The organism is Pseudomonas sp. FW300-N1A1, from assembly GCF_058789115.1.
In genome coordinates this window covers 25596-52412 of record NZ_JBYTBK010000001.1, presented here as the reverse complement: position 1 = coordinate 52412, position 26817 = coordinate 25596, and the positions used below count along the sequence as shown (strand labels likewise).

Annotated in this window: 28 protein-coding genes and 1 pseudogene; 3 read left to right on the top strand and 26 right to left on the bottom strand. The window is 61.2% G+C overall.

What is annotated here, in order from left to right:
• Nucleotides 1–11: 11 nt before the first annotated feature.
• The 9 genes from mltG to AC3WQN_RS00240 form a co-directional block, all read right to left on the bottom strand.
• Nucleotides 12–1178 carry an endolytic transglycosylase MltG gene (mltG, locus tag AC3WQN_RS00280; RefSeq protein WP_103399357.1) on the bottom strand — a complete coding sequence of 389 codons (1167 nt, stop codon included), beginning with the start codon at nucleotides 1176–1178 and terminating at the stop codon, nucleotides 12–14.
• A 3-nt stretch (nucleotides 1179–1181) separates the two neighbouring features.
• The gene (pabC, locus tag AC3WQN_RS00275; RefSeq protein WP_103399358.1) at nucleotides 1182–1997 is read right to left on the bottom strand and encodes an aminodeoxychorismate lyase; all 816 of its coding nucleotides are present in this window, start codon (nucleotides 1995–1997) and stop codon (nucleotides 1182–1184) included.
• Nucleotides 1997–3241: a beta-ketoacyl-ACP synthase II gene (fabF, locus tag AC3WQN_RS00270; protein ID WP_103399359.1), complete on the bottom strand. Its 1245-nt coding sequence runs from the start codon at nucleotides 3239–3241 to the stop codon at nucleotides 1997–1999. The genes pabC and fabF overlap by 1 nt, the downstream gene beginning before the upstream one ends.
• Before the next feature lie 109 nt (nucleotides 3242–3350).
• Entirely contained in the window at nucleotides 3351–3587 is a 237-nt protein-coding gene (acpP, locus tag AC3WQN_RS00265) for an acyl carrier protein (RefSeq protein ID WP_003175607.1), read from the bottom strand.
• A gap of 192 nt (nucleotides 3588–3779) precedes the next feature.
• Nucleotides 3780–4523, bottom strand: a complete 744-nt coding sequence (gene fabG, locus AC3WQN_RS00260) for a 3-oxoacyl-ACP reductase FabG (protein ID WP_103399360.1) — start codon at nucleotides 4521–4523, stop codon at nucleotides 3780–3782.
• A gap of 16 nt (nucleotides 4524–4539) precedes the next feature.
• A complete protein-coding gene (gene fabD / locus AC3WQN_RS00255; RefSeq protein WP_103399361.1) occupies nucleotides 4540–5478 on the bottom strand; it encodes an ACP S-malonyltransferase in 939 nt (312 codons plus the stop codon).
• 125 nt (nucleotides 5479–5603) lie between these two features.
• Complete coding sequence (gene plsX / locus AC3WQN_RS00250; protein ID WP_103399362.1) at nucleotides 5604–6614, bottom strand: phosphate acyltransferase PlsX; 1011 nt, start codon at nucleotides 6612–6614, stop codon at nucleotides 5604–5606.
• A gap of 3 nt (nucleotides 6615–6617) precedes the next feature.
• Nucleotides 6618–6800, bottom strand: a complete 183-nt coding sequence (gene rpmF, locus AC3WQN_RS00245) for a 50S ribosomal protein L32 (RefSeq protein WP_003179396.1) — start codon at nucleotides 6798–6800, stop codon at nucleotides 6618–6620.
• A gap of 13 nt (nucleotides 6801–6813) precedes the next feature.
• Nucleotides 6814–7341, bottom strand: a complete 528-nt coding sequence (locus AC3WQN_RS00240; protein ID WP_008152342.1) for a YceD family protein — start codon at nucleotides 7339–7341, stop codon at nucleotides 6814–6816.
• A 105-nt stretch (nucleotides 7342–7446) separates the two neighbouring features.
• Here AC3WQN_RS00240 and AC3WQN_RS00235 point away from each other — a divergent pair, with 105 nt between their 5' ends.
• Nucleotides 7447–8025, top strand: coding sequence for a Maf family protein (locus tag AC3WQN_RS00235; RefSeq protein WP_103399363.1), 579 nt, complete (start codon nucleotides 7447–7449; stop codon nucleotides 8023–8025).
• 55 nt (nucleotides 8026–8080) lie between these two features.
• On the opposite strand, the gene AC3WQN_RS00230 is transcribed toward AC3WQN_RS00235, so the two are convergent.
• The 3 genes from AC3WQN_RS00230 to rluC are packed head-to-tail and all read right to left on the bottom strand — an operon-like array spanning nucleotide 8081 to nucleotide 10700.
• Nucleotides 8081–9070 carry a S49 family peptidase gene (locus AC3WQN_RS00230; protein ID WP_103399364.1) on the bottom strand — a complete coding sequence of 330 codons (990 nt, stop codon included), beginning with the start codon at nucleotides 9068–9070 and terminating at the stop codon, nucleotides 8081–8083.
• A gap of 21 nt (nucleotides 9071–9091) precedes the next feature.
• Nucleotides 9092–9754, bottom strand: coding sequence for an HAD-IIIA family hydrolase (locus AC3WQN_RS00225; protein ID WP_103399365.1), 663 nt, complete (start codon nucleotides 9752–9754; stop codon nucleotides 9092–9094).
• Nucleotides 9744–10700: a 23S rRNA pseudouridine(955/2504/2580) synthase RluC gene (rluC, locus tag AC3WQN_RS00220; protein WP_095143742.1), complete on the bottom strand. Its 957-nt coding sequence runs from the start codon at nucleotides 10698–10700 to the stop codon at nucleotides 9744–9746. Before rluC ends, AC3WQN_RS00225 begins: the two co-directional genes overlap by 11 nt.
• 739 nt (nucleotides 10701–11439) lie before the next feature.
• Here rluC and rne point away from each other — a divergent pair.
• Entirely contained in the window at nucleotides 11440–14580 is a 3141-nt protein-coding gene (gene rne / locus AC3WQN_RS00215) for a ribonuclease E (protein WP_103399366.1), read from the top strand.
• Nucleotides 14581–14669: 89 nt separating this feature from the next.
• Here rne and AC3WQN_RS00210 read toward each other — a convergent pair whose 3' ends face one another.
• From AC3WQN_RS00210 to AC3WQN_RS00165, 10 genes and pseudogenes are all read right to left on the bottom strand, one after another.
• The gene (locus tag AC3WQN_RS00210) at nucleotides 14670–15251 is read right to left on the bottom strand and encodes a nucleotidyltransferase family protein (RefSeq protein ID WP_103399367.1); all 582 of its coding nucleotides are present in this window, start codon (nucleotides 15249–15251) and stop codon (nucleotides 14670–14672) included.
• A 20-nt stretch (nucleotides 15252–15271) separates the two neighbouring features.
• A pseudogene (locus AC3WQN_RS00205) lies at nucleotides 15272–15382 on the bottom strand ((2Fe-2S)-binding protein); the annotation flags it as partial.
• Between the two features lie 310 nt (nucleotides 15383–15692).
• Nucleotides 15693–16712 (bottom strand): UDP-N-acetylmuramate dehydrogenase, encoded by a 1020-nt coding sequence (gene murB / locus AC3WQN_RS00200; RefSeq protein ID WP_103399368.1) that lies wholly within the window; start codon nucleotides 16710–16712, stop codon nucleotides 15693–15695.
• Entirely contained in the window at nucleotides 16709–17173 is a 465-nt protein-coding gene (locus AC3WQN_RS00195; RefSeq protein ID WP_103399369.1) for a low molecular weight protein-tyrosine-phosphatase, read from the bottom strand. The genes murB and AC3WQN_RS00195 overlap by 4 nt, the downstream gene beginning before the upstream one ends.
• A complete protein-coding gene (gene kdsB / locus AC3WQN_RS00190; protein WP_103399370.1) occupies nucleotides 17173–17937 on the bottom strand; it encodes a 3-deoxy-manno-octulosonate cytidylyltransferase in 765 nt (254 codons plus the stop codon). The genes AC3WQN_RS00195 and kdsB overlap by 1 nt, the downstream gene beginning before the upstream one ends.
• Nucleotides 17934–18119 carry a Trm112 family protein gene (locus AC3WQN_RS00185; protein ID WP_095078806.1) on the bottom strand — a complete coding sequence of 62 codons (186 nt, stop codon included), beginning with the start codon at nucleotides 18117–18119 and terminating at the stop codon, nucleotides 17934–17936. Before AC3WQN_RS00185 ends, kdsB begins: the two co-directional genes overlap by 4 nt.
• Nucleotides 18120–18142: 23 nt before the next feature.
• The gene (gene lpxK, locus AC3WQN_RS00180; RefSeq protein WP_103399371.1) at nucleotides 18143–19153 is read right to left on the bottom strand and encodes a tetraacyldisaccharide 4'-kinase; all 1011 of its coding nucleotides are present in this window, start codon (nucleotides 19151–19153) and stop codon (nucleotides 18143–18145) included.
• The gene (locus AC3WQN_RS00175; RefSeq protein WP_095078804.1) at nucleotides 19153–19581 is read right to left on the bottom strand and encodes an ExbD/TolR family protein; all 429 of its coding nucleotides are present in this window, start codon (nucleotides 19579–19581) and stop codon (nucleotides 19153–19155) included. The genes lpxK and AC3WQN_RS00175 overlap by 1 nt, the downstream gene beginning before the upstream one ends.
• On the bottom strand, nucleotides 19578–20213 hold the full coding sequence (locus tag AC3WQN_RS00170; RefSeq protein ID WP_172736474.1) for a MotA/TolQ/ExbB proton channel family protein: 636 nt from the start codon (nucleotides 20211–20213) through the stop codon (nucleotides 19578–19580). Before AC3WQN_RS00170 ends, AC3WQN_RS00175 begins: the two co-directional genes overlap by 4 nt.
• 93 nt (nucleotides 20214–20306) lie before the next feature.
• Entirely contained in the window at nucleotides 20307–22547 is a 2241-nt protein-coding gene (locus AC3WQN_RS00165; protein WP_103399372.1) for a DNA internalization-related competence protein ComEC/Rec2, read from the bottom strand.
• A gap of 135 nt (nucleotides 22548–22682) precedes the next feature.
• Between AC3WQN_RS00165 and AC3WQN_RS00160 the strand changes: the two genes are divergently transcribed.
• Nucleotides 22683–23198 carry a DUF2062 domain-containing protein gene (locus AC3WQN_RS00160; RefSeq protein WP_103399373.1) on the top strand — a complete coding sequence of 172 codons (516 nt, stop codon included), beginning with the start codon at nucleotides 22683–22685 and terminating at the stop codon, nucleotides 23196–23198.
• A 55-nt stretch (nucleotides 23199–23253) separates the two neighbouring features.
• Here the strand turns inward: AC3WQN_RS00160 and AC3WQN_RS00155 are convergent, their stop codons facing one another.
• The 4 genes from AC3WQN_RS00155 to AC3WQN_RS00140 form a co-directional block, all read right to left on the bottom strand.
• Nucleotides 23254–24033, bottom strand: coding sequence for an ABC transporter permease (locus AC3WQN_RS00155; RefSeq protein ID WP_095143751.1), 780 nt, complete (start codon nucleotides 24031–24033; stop codon nucleotides 23254–23256).
• Entirely contained in the window at nucleotides 24030–24962 is a 933-nt protein-coding gene (locus AC3WQN_RS00150) for an ABC transporter ATP-binding protein (protein ID WP_103399374.1), read from the bottom strand. The genes AC3WQN_RS00155 and AC3WQN_RS00150 overlap by 4 nt, the downstream gene beginning before the upstream one ends.
• Nucleotides 24963–25095: 133 nt before the next feature.
• Nucleotides 25096–25719, bottom strand: coding sequence for a glutathione S-transferase family protein (locus AC3WQN_RS00145; protein ID WP_103399375.1), 624 nt, complete (start codon nucleotides 25717–25719; stop codon nucleotides 25096–25098).
• 43 nt (nucleotides 25720–25762) lie between these two features.
• A complete protein-coding gene (locus tag AC3WQN_RS00140; protein WP_095143754.1) occupies nucleotides 25763–26422 on the bottom strand; it encodes a transglutaminase-like domain-containing protein in 660 nt (219 codons plus the stop codon).
• Nucleotides 26423–26817: the final 395 nt, after the last annotated feature.

The following is a 26817-nucleotide window of genomic DNA, read 5'->3' as shown; positions in this document are numbered from 1 at the left end:
CTTAGTCAGAGTCATTGCGGGCTTTGCGGTGCTTGTGCATCTGGCGCCGGCAGCGCTGATGGCACTTCGGGCTCCATCTCAGGAGCAGTATCAGGCGCGCCCGAGTTCATCGGCACCCCCTCAGCGGGTGCTGCCGCACCATTGTCCGGCGCAGGACTGGAGCGATAGTCCGCGCGACGCTTGATCTGATACTCGCGCACGGCATTGTTGTGGGCATCCAGGTCATCGGAGAACACATGACTGCCATCGCCCCGTGCCACGAAGTACAAACTGCTGCCAGGTACCGGGTTCAATGCCGCATGAATCGCTTCACGGCCGACCATCGCAATCGGCGTCGGCGGCAATCCGGAAATCACGTAGGTATTGTACGGCGTCGGCTCCCGGAGATACGCCCGCGTCAGCTTGCCGTTGTAACGCTCACCCATCCCGTAGATCACGGTCGGGTCGGTTTGCAACAGCATGCCCAGCTGCAGGCGACGTACAAACACGCCGGCAATCTGCCCGCGCTCCTGGGGCACACCGGTCTCCTTCTCCACCAGCGAGGCCATGATCAGCGCCTGATAGGGTTCGGTGTACGGTGCATCAGGAGAACGCTTGCCCCACTCCGCGGCCAGGACTTCATCCAGCCGGTCATAGGCTTTTGCCAGTACCTGCGCGTCGGTCATGCCACGCACGAAGCGGTAAGTGTCCGGAAAAAACCGCCCCTCCGGGAACACGCCGGCATGGCCGAGCTTTTCCATCAGTTCGCCGTCGCTCAAGCCATCGAGGGTCTGTTCCAGCTTGTCGGTTTTCGCCAACGCCGCCCGAACCTGGCGGAAGTTCCAGCCCTCCACCAGGGTCAGGCTGTACTGAACCACTTCGCCGCGCTGCCAAAGGCCGATCAGGCCTTGCGCAGTCATGCCGGGCAGCATGCGGTATTCACCGCTGTGCAGGGGTTGGGTGGCGAGGTTGAGGCGCCAGTAAAGGCGCAGCCAGAAGGCATCCTCGAGGATACCGTCTGCCTCCATGCGCTTGAACGTCCCGGACGGTGTGGTTCCATTGGGTACGTCCAGCAACTCTTCCTGAGTAATATTGAGCGGCTGCTCCAGTGCCGAATTGATTTTCCAGGCCGAAGCGCCCAGCAGCAGCCCCGCCAGAACCAGTCCGGTTTCCAGCAGCAGCAAGAGTTTACGTCTCACGAATCAAGCATCCAGTAGCGCGCGGGCAATGCCTTGCAGTTTACGGGTGAGCGGCCCAACCGGCCAGCTCAGCGCAGCACAAGCGCATACCGGCCAAATGCCGTATACGCTGTTGCAGACGAAGACTTCATCAGCCTGTTGCAGGTGTTCGAGGCTGATATCGGTGATTTCAGTGGGGATTCCCAAAGACTTGGCTTGAAACAATAATTCGGCACGCATCACGCCGGCGACGCCACAGCGACTCAAATCGGCCGTGACCAACACGCCATTGCGCACCAGGAACAGATTACTGAACACCCCCTCGATGACTCGCCCCTCAAGGTCCAGCATCAAGCCCTCGGCACAATCAGCTCCCTGCCATTCGGCACGGGCAATGACCTGCTCAAGGCGATTGAGATGTTTGAGACCGGCCAGGGCCGGCTGGATCGAAAGGCGCGTCGCACAAGGAAACAGCCGTACACCTTGCTGCCCATGGGCAGGCGGGTAAACCACCGGGGGATTGCCTTGCAGGATTCGCCGGGGCGCAGCCGCGGGGTCGGCGGCATAACCGCGCAGACTGTCACCACGCGTGAGGATCAGCTTGAGTACACCCTCGCCCAGGGCGGCGGCGTATGCCAGCAGTTCGCTGCGGATCAACCCGTGATCCGCAGCCATTGCCAGGCGCGAACACCCTTCAGCCAGGCGTTGCAGGTGCCGATCCAGCAACAGTGGCTGCCCGCCCTTGACCGCTATGGTCTCGAACAGGCCGTCACCATAAGCCAGGCCGCGGTCTTTCAGCGACAGTGCGTCACCCGGCCGACCGTCGACCCAGCTGTCCATCAACCGACGAACCGGCGGAACACCAGGGAGCCGTTGGTACCGCCAAAGCCAAACGAGTTGGACAGCACCACATCGATGTCCATGTTACGCGCCGTGTGCGGCACGAAATCGAGATCGCAACCTTCGTCCGGCTCATCAAGGTTGATGGTCGGTGGCGCCACCTGGCCATTGATCGCCAGCACACTGAAGATCGCCTCGACAGCGCCCGCCGCACCCAGCAGGTGACCGGTCATGGACTTGGTCGAACTGACCGCCAGTTTATAGGCGTGATCGCCAAACACGGTCTTGATCGCCTGGGCTTCGGCGAGGTCGCCAGCAGAGGTCGACGTACCGTGGGCGTTGATGTACTGCACCTGGTCGCCGTTGATCTGCGCATCGCGCAAGGCGTTGGTGATGCAGCGCGCAGCCCCCGCACCGTCAGCTGGCGGCGAGGTCATGTGGTAGGCGTCACCGCTCATGCCAAAACCGATCAGCTCGGCATAGATGGTCGCACCACGGGCCTTGGCGTGCTCAAGTTCCTCGAGCACCAATGCACCGGCACCGTCGGACAAGACGAAGCCATCACGGCCCTTGTCCCATGGACGACTGGCGCGGGTCGGCTCGTCGTTGCGGGTCGACAGTGCACGCGCGGCACCGAAGCCGCCCATGCCCAGGCCGCACGCCGCCATTTCGGAACCGCCGGCAATCATCACATCGGCTTCGCCGTAAGCGATGTTGCGCGCCGCCATGCCGATGCAGTGCGTACCGGTGGTACACGCTGTCGAGATGGCGTAGTTCGGCCCCTGTGTCCCCAGATGGATGGACAGGAAGCCGGAAATCATATTGATGATCGAGCCCGGCACGAAAAACGGAGAAATCCGTCGCGGCCCCGAATCATGCAAGGTGCGGCTGGTTTCTTCGATATTGGTCAAACCGCCAATACCCGAACCCATGGCCACGCCAATGCGTTCACGGTTGGCATCGGTCACTTCCAGGCCGGCATTGCGCATTGCCTGAAACCCGGCCGCCAGACCGTATTGAATGAACAGGTCGAGCTTGCGAGCTTCCTTGACCGACAGGTATTCCTCGACATTGAAGCCCTTTACCGAGCCGCCAAAACGGGTGGAATAGGCAGAAAGGTCGGTGTGTTCGATCAGACCAATGCCACTACGGCCAGCCAGAATGCCCTGCCAGCTGCTCGGCACATCCGTGCCCAGTGGCGACAACATACCCATACCGGTGACTACGACGCGTCTACGCGACACAGCACTCTCCTTTTTTCAAATGACGACTTTGCATCGGACCTAAAGAAAAAACCGCACGCCATGATGGCAGTGCGGTTTTTCCATGACAGCTAACAACGATTACAAACTATTACGCCTGATGGCTAGTAACGTAGTCGATGGCAGCTTGTACAGTAGTGATCTTCTCAGCTTCTTCGTCAGGGATTTCGGTCTCGAATTCCTCTTCCAGAGCCATCACCAGCTCAACGGTGTCAAGGGAGTCGGCACCCAGGTCTTCTACGAAGGAAGCAGTGTTCACAACTTCTTCTTCTTTAACGCCCAGTTGCTCAGCAACGATTTTCTTGACGCGCTCTTCGATGGTGCTCATACCTTGTTTTCACTCCTAATGGACAAATTCAGGCAGCTGGCCAGTGGGTAAGTGTATAGAAAGGCTTTTCGGTTTTTCAACTGAAAGCTTCACTCCTCTAACCCCGATGACCCGCTGCCTATAAATAAAGTGCAGCTTTATAACGGATTTTAGACAGCTCGTATGACATTTTTTTGAAGCAATCCGTCACATTTAACTCATGTACATCCCGCCGTTCACCGGGATTGTAGCCCCAGTAACGTAAGCCGCACCGTCCGACGCAAGAAAAGCGACCACGGACGCGATCTCTTGAGCTTGCCCCAGTCGGCCCAGCGGAATTTGCGTCTGCAAGGCTTCACGCTGCGCTTCAGGCAGTTCACGGGTCATATCGGTATCGATGAACCCCGGAGCCACCGAGTTGACCGTGATCGAGCGCGAGCCCACTTCACGCGCCAACGCGCGGCTGAAACCTTCCAGACCCGCCTTGGCGGCTGCATAGTTTACTTGGCCTGCGTTGCCCATGGCACCCACAACCGAACCAATACTGATAATTCGACCCCAACGCGCCTTGGTCATGCCGCGCAAAACACCCTTGGACAGGCGAAACAGACTGTTCAGGTTGGTATCGACAACATCATGCCATTCGTCATCTTTCATGCGCATCATCAGGTTATCGCGGGTGATGCCGGCGTTATTGACCAGAATCGCCGGCGCACCGAACTGCTCCTGAATGCTCGCCAGCACGGCCGCCACGGACTCGTCGCTGGTGACATTGAGCTCAAGGCCGGTGCCTTGGATGCCGTTTTCCTTCAGGGTTGCCGCGATGCGCTCGGCACCGGCAGCGGACGTCGCGGTACCAACCACGATAGCGCCCTGACGACCCAGTTCCAGGGCGATGGCCTGGCCAATACCACGGCTGGCACCGGTCACCAGTGCAACTTTACCTTGCAGACTCATGCAAGCTTCTCCTAATTCAGGCCAGCGCTGCACGGGCGGCAGCGAAGGCATCTGGGGTATTGAGGTTAGAGGTCGACACGCCTTCGGCGCAACGCTTGTTCAGGCCAGCCAGGACTTTACCCGGACCGCACTCGACCAGCTGGGTCGCACCCTTGGCAGCCAGTGCCTGGACGGACTCGACCCAGCGAACCGGCTTGTAGAGTTGCTCGAGCAGGTCGCGCTTGAGGGTTTCCAGGTCAACTGGCACCGCAGCACTGACGTTTTGCACCACGGGAATCTGCGGAGCCTGCCAGTCGATCGCGGCAATGGACTCGGCGAAGCGCTCGGCAGCCGGACGCATCAGTTCGCAGTGCGACGGCACGCTGACCGGCAACGGCATGGCACGCTTGGCGCCACGCGCCTTGCAGCCTTCAATGGCGCGCTCGACAGCCGCCTTGGCACCGGCGATCACCACCTGGCCCGGCGAGTTGAAGTTGACCGCACTGACCACGTCGCCTTGCGCCGCTTCAGCACAGGCTGCCAGCACGTCGGCATCATCCAGGCCGAGAATGGCGGCCATGCCGCCCTGCCCGGCCGGTACGGCCTCCTGCATCAACTGGCCGCGACGCTCTACCAGTTTGACGGCTGCACCCAGGCTCAGGCTGCCAGCGGCAACCAGCGCGCTGTACTCGCCCAGGCTGTGACCGGCAACGTAGGCCGGACGCGCACCGCCTTCAGCCAGCCACAGGCGCCACAGGGCGATCGAAGCGGTCAGAATGACCGGCTGTGTCTTGTCGGTTTGATTGAGCTGCTCTTCCGGCCCCTGCTGGGTCAGTGCCCACAGGTCGTAACCCAGAGCATCGGAAGCTTCTTTGAAGGTTTCGAGGATCAATGGATGTTGCGCGCCCAACTCGGCCAGCATGCCGAGGGACTGCGAACCCTGTCCTGGAAAGACGAATGCGAGGGAAGCAGACATGTAACAAGCCCCTAATGATCTTGTCGTCGGAGAGTTGACGCCCCATTTGAGGGACGCAAGAAACTGACAGTTGGATGGCCAATTGAACCGAGCGGTCACATTTAAGCATTGTCCGACGAAAATGCCTAAGGCAACAAATCCTCGAGACGACCATGAAGGCGCTCAGGCAGGTTTTCCTGAATCTCGATCACCGCGCGCTGAATGGCACTCTGGAACCCCTGCACACCCGCCGAGCCGTGACTCTTGACGACAATCCCCTGCAAACCAAGGAAGCTCGCACCATTGTGCGTGGCCGGCGCGAGCTCGGCCCGCAAGCGCTTCATCAACGGTAACGCCAGGGCACCGACCGCCCTGGAGGCCAGGTTTCTCCTGAACAGCGCCTCGATGCGCCCGGCAATCATGGTCGCCAGACCTTCGCTGGACTTGAGCAGGATGTTGCCGACAAAGCCGTCACACACCACCACATCCGCCTCACCACGATACAAGCCATCGCCTTCGATGAATCCGATGTAGTTCAGGCCCCGGGCGTTTTGCAGCAGCGTGGCGGCGAGCTTGACCTGTTGATTGCCCTTGATGTCTTCGGTACCGATGTTGAGCAACGCCACCTTCGGACGAGCGATCCCCAGGATCTGCGCCGCCACCGACCCCATCACCGCGAACTGGAGCAGGTGCTCGGCACTGCAATCGACGTTGGCGCCCAGGTCGAGCAACTGGCAAAAACCTCGCTGGGTCGGAATCGCCGCGACCATGGCCGGACGATCAATACCTGGCAACGTCTTGAGTACATAACGCGACAGCGCCATCAGCGCACCGGTATTGCCGGCACTGACACACGCCTGGACCTTGCCATCACGCAACAGCTCGAGAGCCACGCGCATCGAGGAGTCCGGCTTGCCACGCAGGGCCTGGGAAGGTTTTTCATCCATGCCGATGACGTCGAGGGCCGGCACAATCGTCAGGCGTGCGCGATCCACTGCCGACTGGCTGGCGATCAATTCTTCAAGGAGGGAGGGTTGACCGACAAGGGTCAGGTGCAGCGAGGGCGTAGCAGACAGACAAGCAAGGCTGGCCTGAACAATGCTGCGGGGACCGAAGTCCCCGCCCATTGCGTCAATCGCGATAACTTGAGCGGACAAGGATTACTCGTCAGCGCCCTTGTCGATCACTTTACGGCCACGGTATACGCCTTCTGGCGATACGTGGTGACGCAGGTGAACTTCACCAGTGGTCTTTTCTACGGACAGGGTGCTTGCCTCGAGAGCATCGTGCGAACGACGCATGTCACGGGCGGAGCGGGATTTTTTGTTCTGCTGAACAGCCATAATTGATTAACTCCTAAACGTTTGGGTCACGCTTTAACTGCGCCAATACACTGAACGGGTTGGACCGCGTTACCTCGTCCTCGCTCGGTTCGGGCTCATCGAGACCCGCCGGCTGCTGGCATTCTTCCGGATGATGAGCAGGCACAATGGGCAAGGCGAGCAAAAGCTCCTCCTCGATCAGTGACTGCAGATCCAAAGGATCTTCGCCCAGTTCCAGCACGTCATAACCTTTCGGCAACGACTGGGTATTCGCACCCTCCTTTACCACAGCATAACTGCATTCGCTGTGAATCGGCAGGGTGACCAGCTCAAGACAACGCTGGCAAACCATTTTGACCTCGGTGTCGATAAAGCTGTGGATCACCACAGATTTACGTTCATCTCGTTCAAAAACGAATTTAGCCTGCACCGTACCGACAGTGTCGGAAAGCGGGTCGCAGAGTCTCTCCAAATCGGCTAGCAGCATTTCACCCTGGAGGGTGGTGCCACGATCAGCCAATTTGCGCGGGTCAACGTGAGGTGGAATCGGGTCATTCAACATAGGCGCAGCATTATAGGGATGCCCCCGCCCATGTCAAAGGAAATTCAGCCCTGTCCGTCACTTGGAAGCCCCGCTAGAATTATCGACTGACTTCTGGAGAGCCGCATGCTGCCTTTATTACTCGCTTCAAGCTCGGTTTATCGCCGTGAATTACTGGCTCGCCTGCAGCTGCCATTCACCTGCCAGTCGCCGGATATCGACGAAAGCCACCAGCCTGGCGAGCCCGCCATCGAACTGGTAAAACGCCTGGCCGAGGAAAAAGCCCGCGCACTGGCCGACAGCCACCCCGCGCACCTGATTATCGGTTCGGACCAGGTCGCCGTACTGAATGGACGCATCATCGGCAAGCCCCACACCTTCGAGAAGGCCCGTGAGCAGCTACTGGCCGCCAGCGGCACCAGCGTGACCTTCCTCACCGGCCTGGCCCTCTTCAACAGCCAGACAGGCCTGTGCCAGCTCGACTGCATCCCCTTCACCGTACACATGCGCACCCTCGACCCACAACGCATTGAGCGCTACCTGCACGCCGAGCAACCCTATGACTGCGCAGGCAGCTTCAAGGCCGAAGGACTGGGTGTCAGCCTGTTTCAAAGCACCGAGGGCCCGGACGCCACCAGCCTGGTGGGCCTGCCACTGATACGCCTTGTGGACATGCTGCTGGCAGAGGGCGTGCAAACCCCCTGAGCCCAAGGCAAAAAAAAACCGGCCATCAAGGCCGGTTTCCCTTACAAAACAGCGATCAGCGCAATGCAGGGCCCTGAAAGCCCATCCACATGGCCAGTTGCGCAGCCATGCTCGCTCCCAGCTTTTTCGAGAAGCGATCAAACGGCGACTCCTCGATCGTGAAGTCGACCAGCTCTTTTTCGCCGATCACGTCCCGCGCCACCGAACTGGCACTGCCCAGGCCATCGATCAGCCCCAGCGGCAACGCCTGCTCGCCCGACCAGACCAGACCGGAAAACAACTCTGGATGCTCTTTGTCCTTCAGGCGATCACCACGCCCCTTTTTCACGCTGGCAATGAACTGCTGGTGCGTCGTGTCCAGCACGCCCTGCCAGAACTGCGTCTCTGCGGGCTTTTGCGGCTGGAACGGATCCAGGAACGATTTGTGCTCACCCGAATTGTAAGTCCGGCGTTCGACACCCAGCTTTTCCATGGTACCGACAAACCCATAACCGGCCGCCGTCACCCCAATGGAACCCACCAGACTAGCCTTGTCGGCATAAATCGCATCCGCAGCGCTGGCGATGTAATAAGCGCCCGAGGCCCCGATATCGGAAATCACCGCATACACCTTGGTATCCGGGTGCAAGCCACGCAGGCGGCGAATCTCGTCATACACGTAACCCGACTGCACCGGACTGCCGCCCGGGCTGTTGATGCGCAACACAACACCCTTGACCTTCGTGTCCTCGAACGCCGCCCGCAGACTGCTGACAATGTTGTCGGCACTGGCCGGCTCCTTGTCGGCAATCACGCCGGCAATATCGATCAACGCGGTATAGCCCGGACCACGCGCCGCGGACTTTTCCATATCCATCAGCGGCGTGAACAGAATCAGTGCGACAAACAGATAAACAAAGGTCAACAACTTGAAGAAAATCCCCCAGCGCCGCGAACGACGCTGCTCCTGCACACCCGCAAGCAGGGTCTTCTCCAGCAGCTTCCAGCTCTTGTCTTCGCCGCCTTCAGACTTGGCCTTGTCGGGCGCTTTCCATTCGTCAGTCATTGCATCCACCCCAACACAAACTTAATTGGCCCGCTGACCCAGCCAGGCGCGCAATTGCGAAAAATGATCTATGGCCAGTCGCGGCTCGAACACGCGCAACGCCTCGATGGATTGAGCCCCATAACTGACCGCCACGGACGCCATGCCAGCATTACGCGCCATCTGCAGGTCGAATGACGAATCCCCGACCATCAACGCCCGCCCGGCATCAACACCACAATGCGCCAGAATCTGCTCAAGCATCAATGGGTGCGGCTTGCTGGCCGTCTCATCGGCGGCGCGGGTGATATCGAAATACGCCTCCCAGCCATGAGACTTGAGCACTCGATCAAGTCCGCGCCGCGCCTTGCCGGTGGCGACCGCCAATTGATAGCCCTCGGCCCGAAACGCCTCAAGCGACTCGGCGACGCCTTCAAACAGCGGCGAAGGCTCGGACTCCAGGGCGACATAGTGATCAGCATAGTGCTGACGAAAGGCCACCAGCTCCGCATCGCCGATCTCCGGATACAAGGTACGAATCGCCTCCGGCAAACCCAGACCGATAATTCCCTTGACCGCCAGGTCATCACACAATGCAAAACCCGACCGCTCGGAGGCGACATGCATCGCCTCGACAATCCGCCCGATGGAGTCGGCCAGCGTGCCGTCCCAGTCGAAGATCAGCAGCGAGTAGTCAGGGTGCACTCAGGCGCTCCACGGTCTTGGCCCACATCTCATCCACAGGCGCCTGGAGCTTGAGCTCACCACCATCGGGCAACGGCACGGTCAGCATGTAGGCATGGAGAAACAGGCGCTTGCCGCCCAGGTCGCGAATTTCCTTGGAAAAATCCTCGTCGCCGTACTTGCTGTCCCCGGCGATCGAGTGGCCAGCGTGCAGGGTATGGACGCGAATCTGATGGGTACGCCCGGTAACCGGCTTGGCCTCGACCAGGGTGGCGAAATCACCGAAGCGGCGCAGCACCTTGAACAAGGTCAGCGCTTCCTTGCCCTCCTCGTCCACTTCCACCATGCGCTCGCCGGAGCGCAGGTTGCTCTTTTGCAACGGCGCACGAACGCTCTTGATGGAGGACGCCCAATTGCCGCGCACCAGCGCCATGTAGCGCTTGTCCACGCCGTCGCCGCGCAGGGCGGTATGCAGATGGCGCAACATGCTGCGCTTCTTGGCAATCATCAGCAGGCCGGAGGTGTCGCGGTCCAGCCGGTGGACCAGTTCCAGCTCCTTGGCATCCGGACGCAACTGGCGAAAGGCTTCAATCACTCCGAAACTCAGGCCGCTGCCACCGTGCACAGCAATACCGCAAGGCTTGTTGATCACAATCAGCGCCTTGTCTTCGAAGACAATCGAGGCTTCCAGGCGCTGCAACAGGCCTTGTGCCAGCGGCACCGGCTCGTCGCGCTCAGGCACACGAACCGGCGGCACGCGCACGATGTCGCCTGCCTGCAGCTTGTACTCGGGCTTGATCCGCCCCTTGTTCACTCGCACTTCGCCTTTACGCAAAATGCGGTAAATCAAGGTCTTGGGCACGCCTTTGAGCCGGGCAAGAAGGAAGTTATCAATACGTTGGCCGGCATATTCCGGCGAGACCTCAAGCAGTTGTACGGCTGGGGTCGAGGGGGCTGTAGTCGTCATGTCGGGAATGATAACAATTTTTTATGGAATTGAAGCACTTAATCATTGCTGCTATAGTCGCGAACGCCGCCAAAAGCGGCCTGGACAGAGGACAAACGGCAAGTTGCCGGCCCTGACCAACGCAATTCATCAGGACGCGAGGCCGTCCTACGGGGCTTTCGCATCAATCGGAAGGTTCGTGATTGTAACAAGCGCAGGTGACATGAGGCCTGAAGCGAGCGCAACCAGACGATACCATTCGTCAGTTGCGCCGATATTTACGGCCAGTTCACAAAGTGCAGTCAGTCTCGAATCAGACCTTGAGCGAATGCTTCGGAAACAACGCCTGTTACAGCCGGGAGCTGGCGAAAACGCCCTCACCCGGTCTTGAGTAGCCATGAGCGTGGACTCCCCTTTGGAGAACACGGTAAATGCCAACCCGCTGCGGATTCTGCGCGCGGCAGCACCCGAATTATCAGGGATACGTGTAGGGTGGAGATGCACAACCGTCGGACCGTGTAGCACTAGGCTTATATTTAGACGCTTCATCTCGTCCACAGTCGCCGGTTGATTCCTCCTCCTGACTGAGTGCTTAAGTAGCCACAGCAAGCAGGACGCGTACGTCGCGACGAAGGCCCACATTGGCCGGACATCGCTGGACACGGGAATGGCCAACCACTCCCGACGCACCTGACACCGACCGTGAGAAGTCGTGTGTGCCGAACGCCGTTTCCGGCAGCCCGGAAACCGACGGTACTACATGAAAAGAATGCTGATTAACGCAACTCAACCCGAAGAGTTGCGTGTTGCACTGGTAGACGGCCAGCGCCTCTACGACCTGGACATCGAATCCGGTGCGCGCGAGCAGAAGAAGGCCAACATCTATAAAGGCCGGATTACTCGCATCGAACCAAGCCTTGAGGCTGCCTTTGTCGATTTCGGCTCTGAGCGCCATGGCTTCCTGCCCCTCAAAGAAATCTCCCGCGAATACTTCAAGAAGACCCCTGAAGGCCGCGTCAACATCAAGGACGTCCTGAGCGAAGGCCAGGAAGTCATCGTTCAGGTGGAAAAAGAAGAACGTGGCAACAAGGGCGCCGCCCTGACCACCTTCATCAGCCTGGCCGGTCGCTATCTGGTACTGATGCCGAACAACCCGCGTGCCGGCGGTATCTCCCGTCGCATCGAAGGTGAAGAACGCAATGAGCTGCGCGAAGCCCTGAACGGCCTGGTTGCCCCGGCCGACATGGGCCTGATCGTGCGCACTGCCGGCCTTGGCCGCAGCAGCGAAGAAATGCAGTGGGACCTCGATTACCTGCTGCAACTGTGGACCGCCATCAAGGAAGCGTCCCTGGATCGCTCCGCGCCGTTCCTGATCTATCAGGAAAGCAACGTGATCATCCGCGCGATCCGCGACTACCTGCGCCAGGACATCGGCGAAGTGCTGATCGACAGCGTTGAAGCCCAGGACGAAGCCCTGACCTTCATCCGCCAGGTGATGCCGCAGTACGCCAGCAAGATCAAGCTGTACGAAGACAGCGTTCCGCTGTTCAACCGTTTCCAGATCGAAAGCCAGATCGAGACCGCCTTCCAGCGCGTCGTTGAACTGCCTTCCGGCGGCTCCATCGTGATCGATCCGACCGAAGCCCTGGTGTCCATCGACATCAACTCGGCGCGCGCCACCAAAGGCAGCGACATCGAAGAAACCGCCCTGCAGACCAACCTTGAAGCTGCCGAAGAAATCGCCCGTCAGTTGCGCCTGCGCGACATCGGCGGCCTGATCGTCATCGACTTCATCGACATGACCCCTGCCAAGAACCAGCGCGCCGTGGAAGAAAAAGTCCGCGAATGCCTGGAAGCCGACCGCGCACGCGTGCAGATCGGTCGTATCTCGCGCTTCGGCCTGCTGGAAATGTCCCGTCAGCGCCTGCGTCCATCCCTGGGCGAAAGCAGTGGCATCGTCTGCCCGCGCTGCAGCGGCACCGGCATCATCCGTGACGTCGAATCGCTGTCGCTGGCAATCCTGCGCCTGATCGAAGAAGAAGCCCTGAAAGACCGCACCGCCGAAGTTCGCGCCCAGGTGCCGATCCCGGTGGCTGCGTTCCTGCTCAACGAAAAACGCAACTCGATCACCAAGATCGAACTGCGCACCCGTGCCCGCATCGTCATTCTGCCGAACGATCACCTCGAAACGCCGCACTTCGAAGTTCAGCGCCTGCGCGATGACAGCCCGGAAGCCGCTACCGGCCAGTCGAGCTATGAAATCGCCGCTGCTGCCGCCGAAGTCGAAGACGTCCAGCCGGCCGCTGCAACCCGCACCCTGGTTCGCCAGGAAGCGGCAGTGAAAACTGCTCCGGCCCGCGCCAATGCTCCGGTTCCAACCGAAGTAGCTGCTCCGGCCCCAGCCCCTGCGCCGGTTGCCGTCCCTGAACCAAGCCTGTTCAAAGGCCTGGTGAAGTCGCTGGTCAGCCTGTTCGCCACCAAGGAAGAGCCAGTAGCTCCGGCTGTGGTTGAAAAGCCTGCTGCCGAGCGTCCGGCACGCAACGAAGAACGTCGCACCGGTCGCCAGCAGAGTCGCAGCCGTAACGGCCGCCGCGATGAAGAGCGCAAGCCTCGTGAAGAACGTGCACCGCGCGAAGAGCGCGCACCACGTGAGCCACGCGAAGAACGCCAGCCACGCGAAGCCCGCGAGGATACCCCGGTGGTTGCTCGCGAAGAACGCGCACCTCGCCCACCTCGCGAAGAGCGTGCACCACGCGCTCCACGCGAAGATCGCAAGCCACGTGGCGAGCGCGAAGAGCGCCCGGTGCGTGAACTGCGCGAACCGCTGGATACCGTGCCAGCCGCGCCAGCCGCTGCTGCCGTCGCTGAAGAGCGTCCGGCTCGTCCGCCACGCGAAGAACGCGCGCCACGCCCACCGCGTGAAGAGCGTCAACCACGTGCTGAACAGGCTGTCGCCGCCGCTGCCGAAGAAGAGCTGCCGACCAACGAAGAACAACTGCAGGAAGATGGCCAGGAAAACGCCGAAGGCGATCGTCCACGCCGCCGCTCCCGCGGTCAGCGTCGTCGCAGCAACCGTCGCGAGCGTCAGCGTGATGCCAACGGCAACGTGATCGAAGGCTCGGAAGAGATCGAAGGCAGCGAAGAGCCAACAGGCACTGAACTGGCTGCCGGCCTGGCCGTGACCGCCGCCGTTGCCAGCACTGTAATCAGCGCACCTGCTGAAGCCCAGGCTCACCAGCAAGCTGAACGTGCGACTGCCGCCGCAGCTGAAGCACCCGCCCAGGAAGAAACGGCCCAGGTTGAAGCGCCAGTCGTGGAAGCCACCACTCCAGTCGAAGCGCCAGCCGCTCCTGCTGTAGAAGTTGCTCCAGTGGTTGAAGCCCAGCCTGAAGTGCAAGCCGTGGTTGAAGCACCCGTCGCGATTGCAGAGCCTGCGGTTGAAGCTCCGGTCGCCGTTGAAACGCCAGTCGCCGAACAGGCACCGGAAGTTCGCGAAGAGCAAACCGCATTCAACTGGGTTGCCGAGCCTGTTGCCGTCGAAGCACCGGCACCGGTTGCTGAAGTGGTTGCCGAGCCAGTGGCCGTTGCTGCCGAACCTGCGCCAGTAGAGGCACCAGTGGTTGCCGAAGTGGCCGCACCGGTTGTCGAAGCTGCCCCTGCCAGCGCCCTGACCGAAAATGGTCGTGCGCCGAACGATCCACGTGAAGTGCGTCGTCGCAAGCGTGAAGCCGAGCGCCTGCAGAAGGAAGCCGAACTGGCTGCCGCTGCTGCACCGGCCGCCGAAGTCACTGCCGAACCCGCTGCCCCGACCATCGACGAAAACCTGCGTTCCGTCGAAGAAGCGGCAGAGCAACACCCTGAGGCCCTGGAAAAAGAGCACGAGCCTAAACCGCTCGCCTGATTCCATCCGCCACTGAAAAACCCCGCCTGGTGACCCAGGCGGGTTTTTTTTATGCGTCACCGCCAGCCTTCATTGAAACAGCACCGGGGCTACTTGAAGAGCAGCGCCCCAGGCACATCAACATCCCAAAGCACTCCCGGATCCTCCACCTCCACCTCCACCACCTTCGCCGAAGCAAACAACGGCTTGGCTCCACGATCCCCGGACAACGCCATCAACGCCTTGCCGAACGACCGCCCGAATCCCACGGGATGCCCAAACTCGCCCCTCTGCACCGGCACACTGATGGTGTCGACTGCAACACCGTCAACAACCCGCTCGATGCTCGATGGCAAGATAAACGGCATATCCCCCAACACCACCAGCCAGCCCTCAAGCGCCGGGCACACCGCCACGGCTGCCGCCAGGCTGTCCCCCATTCCGGTCGACGCCAGCAGCAGCACTTCACAGCCATACGCTCGCGCCAGTCGTGCCACCTCAGGGCGATCCGGCGTGGTCACCAGCACCCGCCTTCCGACACGTGCAGGCACATTGCGCAGCGTTTGCTCGATCACCGGCCGGACAACACCGTCGCGCCCCTGGCACGGCGCCAACAGCTTGTCCTGGTCGGCACCCGCCACCTGACGGTAACGACTGCCCTGCCCGGCCGCGAGAATGATTGCGCCCACCATCAGGCTTCAGCCTGCCGTCGGCCAAACCAGGGACCACTGCATCCGGACGCGTCACGGACTGTCCAGAGCAACGACACCTCCTCGGTGACATCCAGTTGATGATCTTGACCATTGAGCTTCTGGGTAATCATGGGCACGCCTGCCTATCGGAAGGGTTATGGGATAGAGCAATCCACCGCGGCACTGCAACGGTTCGGTACGCGCAGATTGACTCAGGCTAACGGGCACTCTTGCGAAGCCGTGGCTTCGCCAGCAGGCCAGATTAGCCCGACATCAGCCAAAAAAGCCCCGCGCTGGGCATGCGTATGTAGGAGCGAGCGCGCTCGCGATGGACGCTAACGATAACGCGTACCTTCTGATTGAACGCGTTGCTCTTGAATACATCGCGAGCGTGCTCGCTCCTACATAGGTCGGCGTTCGGCTTGAAGCTTGAAGCCTGCCTCAATACTGATTGGGTTCCATTTCCAGCTCGACGTTGAAGCGCTCGGTAATGTCTTTCTGAATGCGTCGGGCCAGGCTGAGCAATTCAAGCCCGGTGGCGGTGCCATAGTTGACCAGCACCAGCGACTGCAAGCGATGCACGCCCGCATCCCCGTCGCGAAAGCCCTTCCAGCCCGCTTGCTCGATCAGCCAGCCGGCCGCCAGCTTGACCCGACCGTCGGCTTGCGGATAACCGATCAGGCCCGGATGGGCGAGTCGAAGCTCGGCGGCAAGCGCGGCCGAGACCAACGGATTCTTGAAGAAGCTGCCGGCATTGCCCAGTACCGCGGGATCAGGCAGCTTTTCGTTGCGAATGCTGCAGATCGCCTGGCTGACATCCGTCGCGGTCGGGTGGTCGATCCCTTGCTCGGTCAGCCACTGACGCACCGGACCGTATTCCAGGTGTAAATGCTCGACGCGATCCAGGGCAAAGCGCACCCGCAAGATCAGCCAGCGGCCAACCTGCTGCTTGAACAGGCTGTCACGGTAGGCAAAGTTGCAGTCGGCCAGGGTGAAATCCCGCAACTCGCCGGTCTGGCGATCCAGTGCGGTCAAACCGGCAAACACGTCCTTGATCTCCACGCCGTAGGCGCCAATGTTCTGCATCGGCGCCGCCCCGACCGTCCCGGGAATCAGGCTGAGATTCTCAAGGCCCGACAACCCCTGCGCCAGGGTCCACTGCACGAATGGGTGCCAGGTTTCACCTGCCTCGGCCTCGATCACTACCCGACGGCCATCGTCGCTCACTTGGCGAATGCCCCGGGTGGCCATGCGCAGCACCAACGCCGGGATGTCTGCCGTCAGCAGCAGGTTACTGCCACCGCCGATGACCAGCAGCGGTATCGCCTGCGCGTGCGAATACGCCAGCGCTTCGCGCACATCGGCATCGCTGTGCGCTTGCGCGAACAACTGCGCACGAACATCCACGCCAAAGCTGTTGAACGGCTTGAGCGAAACCTGCGGCTGCAGGTGCAAAGTCATAAGCGTCCCTTCAATTCAATCACCAGCAAATCGCAGGCTTGCTCGATCAGGTCCAGCACCTGCTCGAAGCCTTGTTCGCCGTCGTAATAAGGATCCGGCACGTCGTCCACGCTCGACTCATAACGGCGCAGGAACAGATCCAGCTCCGCCCTGCCCTTGGCCGGCTGCAAGGCCTTGAGGTTGCGCAGGTTGCTGCTGTCCATGGCCAGGATCAGGTCGTAGCTGGAGAAATCCGCGCGCGTCACCAGCCGGGCGCGCTGCGCGGACAGGTCATAGCCACGGCGCAAGGCTGCTGCCTGGCTACGCTTGTCCGGCGCCTTGCCGACATGCCAGTCACCCGTGCCCGCGGAAGCGACTTCGACCTGATCGGCCAGCCCCGTTGCACGCAGTTTGTGCCGCAGCACACCCTCGGCCGTGGGCGAACGACAGATGTTGCCCAGGCAGACAAACAGAACCCGCATCAGGCCTCCAGCAGGCGACGAACGCGTTCGAGGTCTTCAGGCGTGTCGACCCCCGGCGGTGGGGCAATCAATGCATCGGCGACATGGATCCGCACGCCGTGCCACAGGGCGCGCAACTGTTCCAGGCACTCGGTGTCTTCCAGCCAGCACGGCCCCCAGCTGACGAAGTCATGCAGGAAGCCGGCGCGGTAGGCATAGATGCCGATGTGACGGCGGTACGGCACACCGGCCGGCAACTGTTCCTGGCTCTTGGCAAAGGCGTCACGCGCCCAGGGCAAGGTTGCACGACTGAACGTCAGCGCCAGGCCGTCCAGGTCGCTGACGACCTTGACCACGTTAGGGTTGAACAGGGTTTCGGCGTCTTCAATCGGTTCGGCGAGGGTGGCCATGCGGGCCTCGCTATGAGCCGCCAGATTGGCGGCGACCTGATCGATCACACTCGGCGGAATCAGCGGCTCGTCACCCTGCACGTTGACCACAATGGCGTCCGGCGCAAGCCCCAACAGGGTGGCGACTTCGGCCAGGCGATCGGTGCCGGAGTTGTGATCGACCCGAGTCATCACCACCTCGGCGCCAAAGGCCTTGCAGGCCTCTTCGATGCGCACATCATCAGTGGCCACCACGACACGCTCGGCGCCGCTTTTGCTGGCCTGTTCCCAGACATGCTGGACCATCGGCTTGCCGGCGATCATTTGCAGCGGCTTGCCTGGCAAGCGGGTGGACGCAAAACGCGACGGAATCACCACCGTGAAAGCCGTACTCATTTGTCCAGGCGCTCTTCGGTCGTCAGGGTACGGGCTTCGCTTTCGAGCATCACCGGGATGCCATCACGGATCGGGAACGCCAGGCCGGCACCTTTGCTGATCAGCTCGGTTTTGTCGGCGCTGAGCTTGAGCGGGCCTTTGCAGACTGGGCAAGCGAGGATATCGAGCAGTTTGGTGTCCATGAAAACTCCCTGGATAAAGCGTGTTAAGGCAAAAGACGTGCGGGCAATAGCCGCATCAGCTGCGTATCGAACCAGGCCACGAAAGCCGGTGATGGCACCGCATCCACCGCCAGGTACCACCAGTCTTGCGCCGCGAAGGACCGGCATTTCACCGCATCCTTTTCAGTCATGACCAATGGCAGCGACGGCATGAAATTCAACGCCGCCGCGCTGTACTCGGCGTGGTCGGCAAAAGCATGTGCTACAGGCTGCCAGTGTAGCGTTTCAAGGGTGTTGAAGAAACGTTGCGGATTACCGATACCCGCCACGGCGTGCAAAGCCTGCCCCGCCGGAAAATACTCAAGACCGCGACGTTCGCCCGTGAGCAGATTGACCAGCGCAGTCGGTTGCAGGCGGAAGGCAAACCCCTCGTCGCGATCCGTCTCGGCACCATTGAACAGCACCGCATCGACGCTTTGCAGGCGCTCGATCGGCTCGCGCAGTGGCCCTGCCGGCAGGCAACGCTTGTTGCCCAGCCCGCGCGCTGCATCAATCAGCACCAGCTCAAGGTCGCGCGCCAGACGGTAATGCTGCATGCCGTCATCCGACAGGATCAGGTCCAACGGCTCGGCCGCCAGCAACGCCTGAACCGCGCGACTGCGATCGGGGTCGATCATCAAGGGAACGCCGGTGCGCTGGACGATCAACAGGGGTTCATCACCCGCCACCGCCGCGCTCTGCTCTGGTTCGACCCGCCACGGCAGTTGCGGCGGCGTGGCCCCGTAACCGCGACTGACCACGCCCACCCGCAGGCCGGCCCGTTGGCAGTGCTCGATCATCCACAGAATCAACGGCGTCTTGCCGGTGCCACCCACGGTGATGTTGCCGACCACGATCAAGGGCACCGGCGGCTGGTAAATCTCGCCCTCACCCGCCAGGAACCGTTCACGCTTGGCCGTGACCACACGCCGGTACAGCCACTCCAGTGGCTGCAAGAGCTTGAGTGCCGGATGGCCGGCGTACCACGCAGCGAGCAATCGATCGGAGATGGCCATCAGGGCGTCGGCGCCGCCTCAACGGTGGTCATGCGCAAATGCGTGAACCCCAGCTTGCCGGCGGCGTCCATGGCGGTGATGACCGCCTGGTGCTGCGCCTTGCCATCGGCGCTGATGGACAGCGGCAGCGTGGTGTCGCCATTGGACTCTTTCTTCAAGGCGTCGATCAGACTGGCCAGGTCATTCTTGGGCAACAACTGATTGTTGACCGAGAACGCACCTTCGGCGCTGATGGCGACATCCAGCTGCTTGGCCTGCTGGTCTTCGGCGGGGGAACCACTGACCGCTTCCGGCAAGTCGACACGCAACTGGGTTTCCCGGGTAAAGGTGGTGGTCACGACGAAAAACAGCAGCAGGATAAACACCACATCGATCAGCGACGCGAGGTTGATGTCGACATTTTCCCGTGGCTTGCGACGGAATTTCACGCTTTGCCCTCGGCCAGGTCGACATCCCGATCACCCTGCAGCACTTCCACCAGTTTGATGGCTTCCTGCTCCATGCCGACGACGAGTTCATCGATGCGCCGCTGCAGGAAGCGGTGGAAGAACACCGCCGGGATACCCACCATCAGGCCCGCGGCCGTGGTGATCAAGGCCTTGGAAATACCACCGGCCAGCACCGAGGCATTGGCAGTCATGCCCCCGCCCATGAATGAGCTGAAAATATCGATCATGCCCAGCACCGTACCCAGCAACCCCAGCAACGGCGCCATGGCGGCGATGGTGCCCAAGGCGTTGATGTAGCGCTCCAGCTCGTGGATCACCCGGGCAGCGGCTTCCTCGATGCATTCCTTCATGATCTCGCGACCATGCCGGGAGTTGGCCAGGCCCGCCGCAAGGATTTCACCCAGCGGCGAATTGGCGCGCAGCTCCTTGAGTTTGTCCTTGTTGAGTTTCTTGTCCTTGATCCAGACCCAGACCTGCCCGAGCAGATGCTCCGGGGTCACACGGCTGGCACGCAGGGTCCACAGGCGCTCGGCGACGATGCCCAATGCCGCGATGGAGCTCAAAATGATCGGCAGCATCATCCAGCCGCCGGATTTGACCAATTCCCACACAGTGACAGTCCCCTCGAAAAAGTGCGCCACTTTACCATACACACTCGACATAGAGGCTCGGCTCACCGACGACCGTCATATCCCCGGCCTGCCTCAAGGCGAATGGCTGACGGGCGGCGCCGCGCGCCAGAAGCGCGGTTGCTGGCGCACGGATTCAGCCGGCCCGAATGCCCCCAGGCGCACACGCACGGCCCCTTGCTCCACACTGTCGAGGACCTGCACCCCCAACCCGCGGTAACGCGCCACTACTTGGGGATGGGGATGACCAAAGTTGTTGTTGTGACCACGGGAAATCAGCGCGGCCTTGGGTGCCAGTGCCTCCACAAAGGCTTGCGAAGACGAACTGCGGCTGCCGTGATGGGGGGCCAGAAGCCAATCGGTGGCGACGGCCAGCGGACTCTCGAGCAAGGCCCGTTCGGCATGGGCGTCAATGTCGCCCGTCAGCAGAAAACGCTCGCCACCGGCCTCGACCTGCAAGACGCAGGAGCGTTGATTGCTATCACCGGCCCGGTTCCATTGCCACAGCACAAAGCGCACGCCATCCCACTCCCAGTGCTCGCCACTGACGCAGGCCCTGGCCCGCAGCACTTTCGCCAAGCCCTGGCGCTCTCCGCCGATAACCTGCGTCACCGGCAGCCCCCTGTAGACCGAACGCGCGCCCCCGGCGTGATCGGCATGGGCGTGGCTGATCAGCATCAGGTCCAGCCTGCGAACCCCTAGCTTGCGCAAGGCCGGCAGGACCACCTGCTCACCCAGGTCGAGGTCGCCGAAACCTGGACCTGCGTCATAGAGCAATGTGTGATGACGGGTGCGCACCACCATGGCCAAACCCTGACCGACATCCAGTTGCCAGATTTCAGCCATGCCTTCCGGCACCGTGCTTCGCGGCGGGAACACCAGCACCAGCAGCATCGGCCAGCCCAGCCACCGCAGCGGCACGCCACTGGGCAACAACAGCAAAAAGGCGCCAAGGGCCCCCACACCCCAGGCCCAGAGCGAAATGGCCGGGGCCTGCCATGCCGGCACCTTCCCCGCCGCCAGCGCCAGGCCCTTGAACAATACGTCCAGCAAGCCACCCGCCAGCCATAACAAGCCTTCGCCAACATAAGGCAACGGCAACAGCAGCGTTCCCAGCAACGCCGGGGGCAACACCAGCAGACTGATCCAGGGCACGGCCAGCAGATTGGTCAGCGGCCCGGTCAGGCTGATGGGAAGCCCCAGCAACAACAACGCCGGGCACAGGCCGATGGCTATCAACCACTGCGCTCGCGTCCAGGTCTGCCACCAACGCCACGCACCCAGTCGACCGCCAAAGGTGAAGATCAACACCGCCACGGCCACAAACGACAGCCAGAATCCCGGCCGCAAGCTCGCCAGCGGGTCCAGCACCAGCACCGCGTTCAGTGCCAGCAGCAACGGCCACCAGGCCCCCAGATGACGAAAGCGCAGGCGCCACAACAACACCAGCCCGATCATCACGCACGCCCTGCGCACCGGTACCTGGAACCCGGCCAGCAGCCCGTAACCCAGCGCCGCCGCAAACGCCAGGCCGCACGCCCACGGCAGCCACGCCAAGCGTCGGGGCCACAGCCCGTAACGCGCCAACCCCGCCACCAGCAGGTACACCATGCCCGCCAACAAGCCGATATGCTGCCCGGAGATCACCAGCAAATGCACGGTGCCGGTGTCCTGCAGTACGCGCCAGTCATCGCGGCTTAATCCGGATCCATCGCCCAGCACCAACGCCGCCAGCGCCGCCGCGCGCCCCTGGGCGTCCACCGCCAGCAGGCGCTGGCGAATGGCATCACGCCAGGCCCCTTGCGCCGGCCTGAGCAATTGCCCGTCCTTGACCGTTCCCGTGGCACCGATGCGTTGCGCCAACAACCAGGCCTCGTAATCAAAGGCATGGGGATTGAGCAGACCTGCCGGGCGCTTCAACTTCACCGCCAGGCGCCAGCGCTCGCCACTGTTGACCGGCGGGCCGCCGTACCAGGCCAGTCGCATCAGGCTCGGTAGCTGCGTAGCTCGCGCCTGGCCATCGGCCAACTCAAAGCGCACCGCACCTGGGGTGTTTTTCGACAAGCCAACCACCCGCCCCTCGACCCAGCGGGTTTGGCCGTCGAGCTCAGGTGCCAGGCGGTCAGTCAGTGCCCAATGGGCGCTGGCGCATGCCCAGGTAAAACCCAGCAGAAAAAACGCCAGTGCATAGGTGCGAAACGGCAGCAGCATCAAGGCCAGCACCGCTAACAGCAGCAACAGCCCGACCGACGGTAGCACCGGTAAAAAAACCAGGGTCAACAGACCCAACGCGAGCGCCAACATCCCTGTGCGCATAAGCCCGTCCTTGAGAGTTCCCTCTCTTGGATTAGCCGAGTCACAGAGGCCCGCGTTTATTAATTGTCACAAAGTCTGAATTGGCGCTCAGTAGAATCCGGGCATACTTGCCGCTTGATCTGACCGAGAAGCCCTATGCCCCGGCGCTTATTCAAACGCTACATGCCAGACCCGACCAGCATCAGGGAACACAAATCCTTACGCTTTCTCGGCACACTGCTGCATGATCCCAACCTCTGGCACCTCAATCGGCATTCGGTTGCCCGGGCCATGGCCGTGGGTCTGTTCGCCGCCTTTTTGCCGATTCCCATGCAGATGCTGGTGGCGGCCGCCCTTGCGATCTCGGTGCGCGGCAATATTCCGATTGCGGTGAGCCTGGTCTGGCTGACCAATCCGATCACCATGCCCGTGGTGTTTTTCTGCACCTATCAGACCGGCGCCTGGCTGATGAATGTACCGGCGCGCAGCCTGCCGGACGAACTGACCTGGGAATGGATCAGCGGCGAACTGACGAGCCTTTGGCAGCCATTCCTGCTGGGATCGGTGGTGGCGGGCCTGGTACTGGGTGCCCTGGCCTACTGCATGACCATGACCTACTGGCGCTGGTGGGTCGGCCGGCAATGGACGCGGCGTAAGAAAAGCCGGATGTAGAACGCAAAAACGGCACCTCTTGAGGTGCCGTTTTTTCATTACCCGGTGCAAGCGGTTACGTCCGCATCCCCCGCCCGCTGACCAGCAGCCGTGCACAGCCGACGTACAGCACCACGGTGGCAACCAGCATGAAGGTGATGGCGATGCTGATCCTGATGTCCGAGACACCCAGGATGCCGTAGCGGAAGGCATTGACCATGTGCAGCACCGGGTTGGCCAACGACACCGTCTGCCAGAACGGCGGCAACAGGCTGATCGAGTAGAACACCCCGCCCAGGTAAGTCAGCGGCGTCAGCACGAAGGTCGGGATAATCGAGATATCGTCGAAATTGCGCGCAAAGACCGCGTTGATAAACCCCAGTAACGAGAAGATCGTCGCCGTCAGCACCACCACCAGGATAGTCACCCCCAGGTGATGCACCTGCAGGTCAGTGAAGAACAGCGACAGCAAGGTCACGATGATCCCGACCATCAACCCGCGCAGCACACCGCCCAGAGTGTAGCCGATCAGGATGGTGTGGGGCGAAACCGGTGACACCATCAGTTCCTCGATGGAGCGCTGGAACTTGCTGCCGAAGAAACTCGACACCACGTTGCCGTAGGAGTTGGTGATCACCGACATCATGATCAGGCCCGGCACGATGTACTCCATATAGGTGAAGCCACCCATATCGCCGATCTGCCGACCAATCAGATTACCGAAGATCACGAAGTACAAGACCATGGTAATGGCCGGCGGCAGCAGGGTCTGCGGCCAGATCCGCGTAAAACGCCGGACCTCGCGGTAAACAATGGTGTTGAGTGCGACGAGGTTGGGTTGCAGTTCGGAACTCATACGGCCACCTTCGCCAGGTTTTTCTCCACCAGGGACACGAACAGCTCCTCAAGGCGATTGGTTTTGTTGCGCAGGCTCAGCACTTCGATGTGCTGCGCGGCCAGTTGACCGAACAGCGACGTGATGCCAACGGCCTTATCGACCTGGACTTCCAGGGTATGGCTGTCCAGCAGGCGGCTCGGGTAGCCGATCAACTGCGGTGCGACCTTCATATCGTGCTTGAGGTCCAGCAGGAAGGTTTCGACATGCAACTGGCCGAGCAGGTTACGCATGCTGGTGTTTTCGACGATCGTGCCGTGGTCGATGATGCCGATGTTGCGGCACAGTTGTTCAGCCTCCTCCAGATAATGGGTGGTGAGGATGATGGTGATGCCTTTCTTGTTCAGCTCGGTCAGGAAGCTCCACATCGAGCGCCGCAGTTCGATGTCCACGCCGGCGGTCGGTTCGTCGAGGATCAGCAGGCGTGGCTCGTGTACCAGCGCCCGGGCAATCATCAGGCGACGCTTCATGCCGCCCGACAGCGAGCGCGACGGCACATCGCGCTTGTCCCACAGACCGAGTTGGGTCAGGTATTGCTCGGCACGTTCCTTGGCAACCCTGGACGGGATGCCGTAGTAACCCGCCTGGGTCACCACGATATCGAAGGTCTTTTCGAACTGGTTGAAGTTGAATTCCTGTGGCACCACCCCGATGCTGCGCTTGAGCGCGGCCGGGTTGCGGTCCAGGTCGTGGCCAAAGATATTCACCGTGCCGCTGGTCTTGTTCACCAGGGTCGACAGAATACCGATGGTCGTTGATTTGCCGGCGCCATTGGGGCCGAGCAAGGCGAAAAAGTCACCTTCGGCGACATCCAGATCGATACCACTCAGGGCCTGGAAACCGTTGCCGTAGGTTTTGGTTAGCTGCCGGATGGACAGAGCAGAACTCATAGCGGATTTACGCACCAAGAAGGAGAAGTAAGAAACAAACAAGGGCGGCGGCGAGCAAGACAACCGCGACGCATGAGCGCAATGGTGCTTGGCGGCGCCGCACAAGTACAGTCACCTGTGTTGATAGTCAGTATTAAGTCAACGCAGTCATGACCGCCTTGCGGTAGGCCGGGCGCTGCTTCAGGCGCTGGTACCAGGCATGCAGGTGCGGCTGCGGCGCACGCTCGATCGGCATTTCGAACCAGGCATAAATGAAGCTGCCCAGGGGAATATCGCCCATGCCAATGTCATCACCGGACAAGTAAGGCTTGTCGGCCAGCGCCTGGTCGGCCATCGACAGCAAACCCTCGCAGGTAGCGATGGCGGCCTTGATCGCCCCCCAATCCTGTTGTTCGGCCGGCGTGCGCAACACGCCCCAGAACACCGTGCGAAACGGGTCGGCAAAGCTGGACGTGGTCCAGTCCATCCACTTTTCCGCTGTCGCGCGGGCCTGCAGGTCGGCCGGATACCAGAACGAATCACCGGCATGACGGGCCATGAGGTAGCGCACTATGGTATTCGACTCCCACAACACGAAGCCGTCATCCTCAATGACCGGTATGCGACCGTTGGGGTTCATCGCCCGATACTCCGGGGTATCGACCACACCGAAGGCGCCGCCTGCGTCCAGAGCCTGATAATTCAGGCCAAGCTCCTCGGCCGCCCACAACGCCTTCCTGACATTCGATGAATTCTTCCGTCCCCAGATCTTCAGCATGACCGCCCCTCAATGGATGAATGCCGAGGGAGTCTACGCCGGATCAGGCCCGGCTCAAATCGCTCTGCATATCACCCAGCAAGGCTGGCGACTGATCGCCGAACAAATGCGGATAGCACTGCTCAAGGTGCTTGAAAAAGAAATCCTCGGGCACATCGACAAACTGGCCATGGTCGACCAGGTACTCCATCGACTGCAGCCCCTGGCGATTGAAGGGGTGAAACACGCTGTCGTTGCGCCCATCGAACTCCAGCGGTGGCACATCGAACAATTCGCAGAGCCTGGCATTGAACGCCGGCGTAGCCTTGACCCAGCGCCCCTGCAGATACAGCTCGGTATAACCGTGCATGGCGAACACATCGCTCCTGAGTAGCTCGATCAGGCGCGGCGTCGACAAGTGATTGCGTACGTCCGCCAGGCCGATGCGTGCGGGGATGCCGCAATGCCGGGCACAGCCTGCCAGCAACGTGGCCTTGGGCACGCAGTAGCTTTCGCCGGTCGCCAGCGCATAGCTGCCGCGCAAGGTCGCCGGATCCCGGCTGAAGGTATAGGGGTTGTAGCGCACCGCCTCGCGCACCGCGCCATACAGGTTGATTGCCTGCTCGATCGGGTCACGGCTGCTGCCACGGTGTTTTTCGGCGAACTCCACCACCGCAGGGTGGTCACTATCGATGAAGCGGCCGGGACTCAGATACTCATGCATGAGAACAATCTCCTGGAGAAGCCCCGAGTCTAGCGACACCTTCAGCACAGAGATAACGACATTTCGGCCAAACATCAGCGTTTGTTGCGTGCTCTTCCAAGGTTTTCGTCGGCCCCGACAACGCTGCCACCCACCCTGATGCGGGCCAGTCAAAAATGTCTTGAAGCGAGGGAACTGGCTCCCGCTCAGGAAGCGAAGCCCCCCCAGACAATGCTACAGCGGTCTTTCAGAATGAACTCGGCGATCGTTTTGGGGCTGCTGCGCAACCCAGCGGGAGCAAGCTCCCTCGCCACGGGGATGTATTGAGCAACCCTCGCCTTAACTGACTGACATTAGCCACTCATCCTGTCTCTCACGGATTCAAACACGCCGGACTGCCCCCCCTTTACAGATGC

Coding starts and splice junctions, on each gene's coding strand:
- pabC (WP_103399358.1), bottom strand. CDS start 1,997: ATGGACAGCTGGGTCGACGGTCGGCCGGGTGACGCACTGTCGCTGAAA.
- acpP (WP_003175607.1), bottom strand. CDS start 3,587: ATGAGCACCATCGAAGAGCGCGTCAAGAAAATCGTTGCTGAGCAACTG.
- fabG (WP_103399360.1), bottom strand. CDS start 4,523: ATGAGTCTGCAAGGTAAAGTTGCACTGGTGACCGGTGCCAGCCGTGGT.
- fabD (WP_103399361.1), bottom strand. CDS start 5,478: ATGTCTGCTTCCCTCGCATTCGTCTTTCCAGGACAGGGTTCGCAGTCC.
- rpmF (WP_003179396.1), bottom strand. CDS start 6,800: ATGGCTGTTCAGCAGAACAAAAAATCCCGCTCCGCCCGTGACATGCGT.
- AC3WQN_RS00240 (WP_008152342.1), bottom strand. CDS start 7,341: ATGTTGAATGACCCGATTCCACCTCACGTTGACCCGCGCAAATTGGCT.
- AC3WQN_RS00235 (WP_103399363.1), top strand. CDS start 7,447: ATGCTGCCTTTATTACTCGCTTCAAGCTCGGTTTATCGCCGTGAATTA.
- AC3WQN_RS00230 (WP_103399364.1), bottom strand. CDS start 9,070: ATGACTGACGAATGGAAAGCGCCCGACAAGGCCAAGTCTGAAGGCGGC.
- rluC (WP_095143742.1), bottom strand. CDS start 10,700: ATGACGACTACAGCCCCCTCGACCCCAGCCGTACAACTGCTTGAGGTC.
- rne (WP_103399366.1), top strand. CDS start 11,440: ATGAAAAGAATGCTGATTAACGCAACTCAACCCGAAGAGTTGCGTGTT.
- AC3WQN_RS00210 (WP_103399367.1), bottom strand. CDS start 15,251: ATGGTGGGCGCAATCATTCTCGCGGCCGGGCAGGGCAGTCGTTACCGT.
- murB (WP_103399368.1), bottom strand. CDS start 16,712: ATGACTTTGCACCTGCAGCCGCAGGTTTCGCTCAAGCCGTTCAACAGC.
- AC3WQN_RS00195 (WP_103399369.1), bottom strand. CDS start 17,173: ATGCGGGTTCTGTTTGTCTGCCTGGGCAACATCTGTCGTTCGCCCACG.
- kdsB (WP_103399370.1), bottom strand. CDS start 17,937: ATGAGTACGGCTTTCACGGTGGTGATTCCGTCGCGTTTTGCGTCCACC.
- AC3WQN_RS00185 (WP_095078806.1), bottom strand. CDS start 18,119: ATGGACACCAAACTGCTCGATATCCTCGCTTGCCCAGTCTGCAAAGGC.
- lpxK (WP_103399371.1), bottom strand. CDS start 19,153: ATGGCCATCTCCGATCGATTGCTCGCTGCGTGGTACGCCGGCCATCCG.
- AC3WQN_RS00165 (WP_103399372.1), bottom strand. CDS start 22,547: ATGCGCACAGGGATGTTGGCGCTCGCGTTGGGTCTGTTGACCCTGGTT.
- AC3WQN_RS00160 (WP_103399373.1), top strand. CDS start 22,683: ATGCCCCGGCGCTTATTCAAACGCTACATGCCAGACCCGACCAGCATC.
- AC3WQN_RS00155 (WP_095143751.1), bottom strand. CDS start 24,033: ATGAGTTCCGAACTGCAACCCAACCTCGTCGCACTCAACACCATTGTT.
- AC3WQN_RS00150 (WP_103399374.1), bottom strand. CDS start 24,962: ATGAGTTCTGCTCTGTCCATCCGGCAGCTAACCAAAACCTACGGCAAC.
- AC3WQN_RS00145 (WP_103399375.1), bottom strand. CDS start 25,719: ATGCTGAAGATCTGGGGACGGAAGAATTCATCGAATGTCAGGAAGGCG.
- AC3WQN_RS00140 (WP_095143754.1), bottom strand. CDS start 26,422: ATGCATGAGTATCTGAGTCCCGGCCGCTTCATCGATAGTGACCACCCT.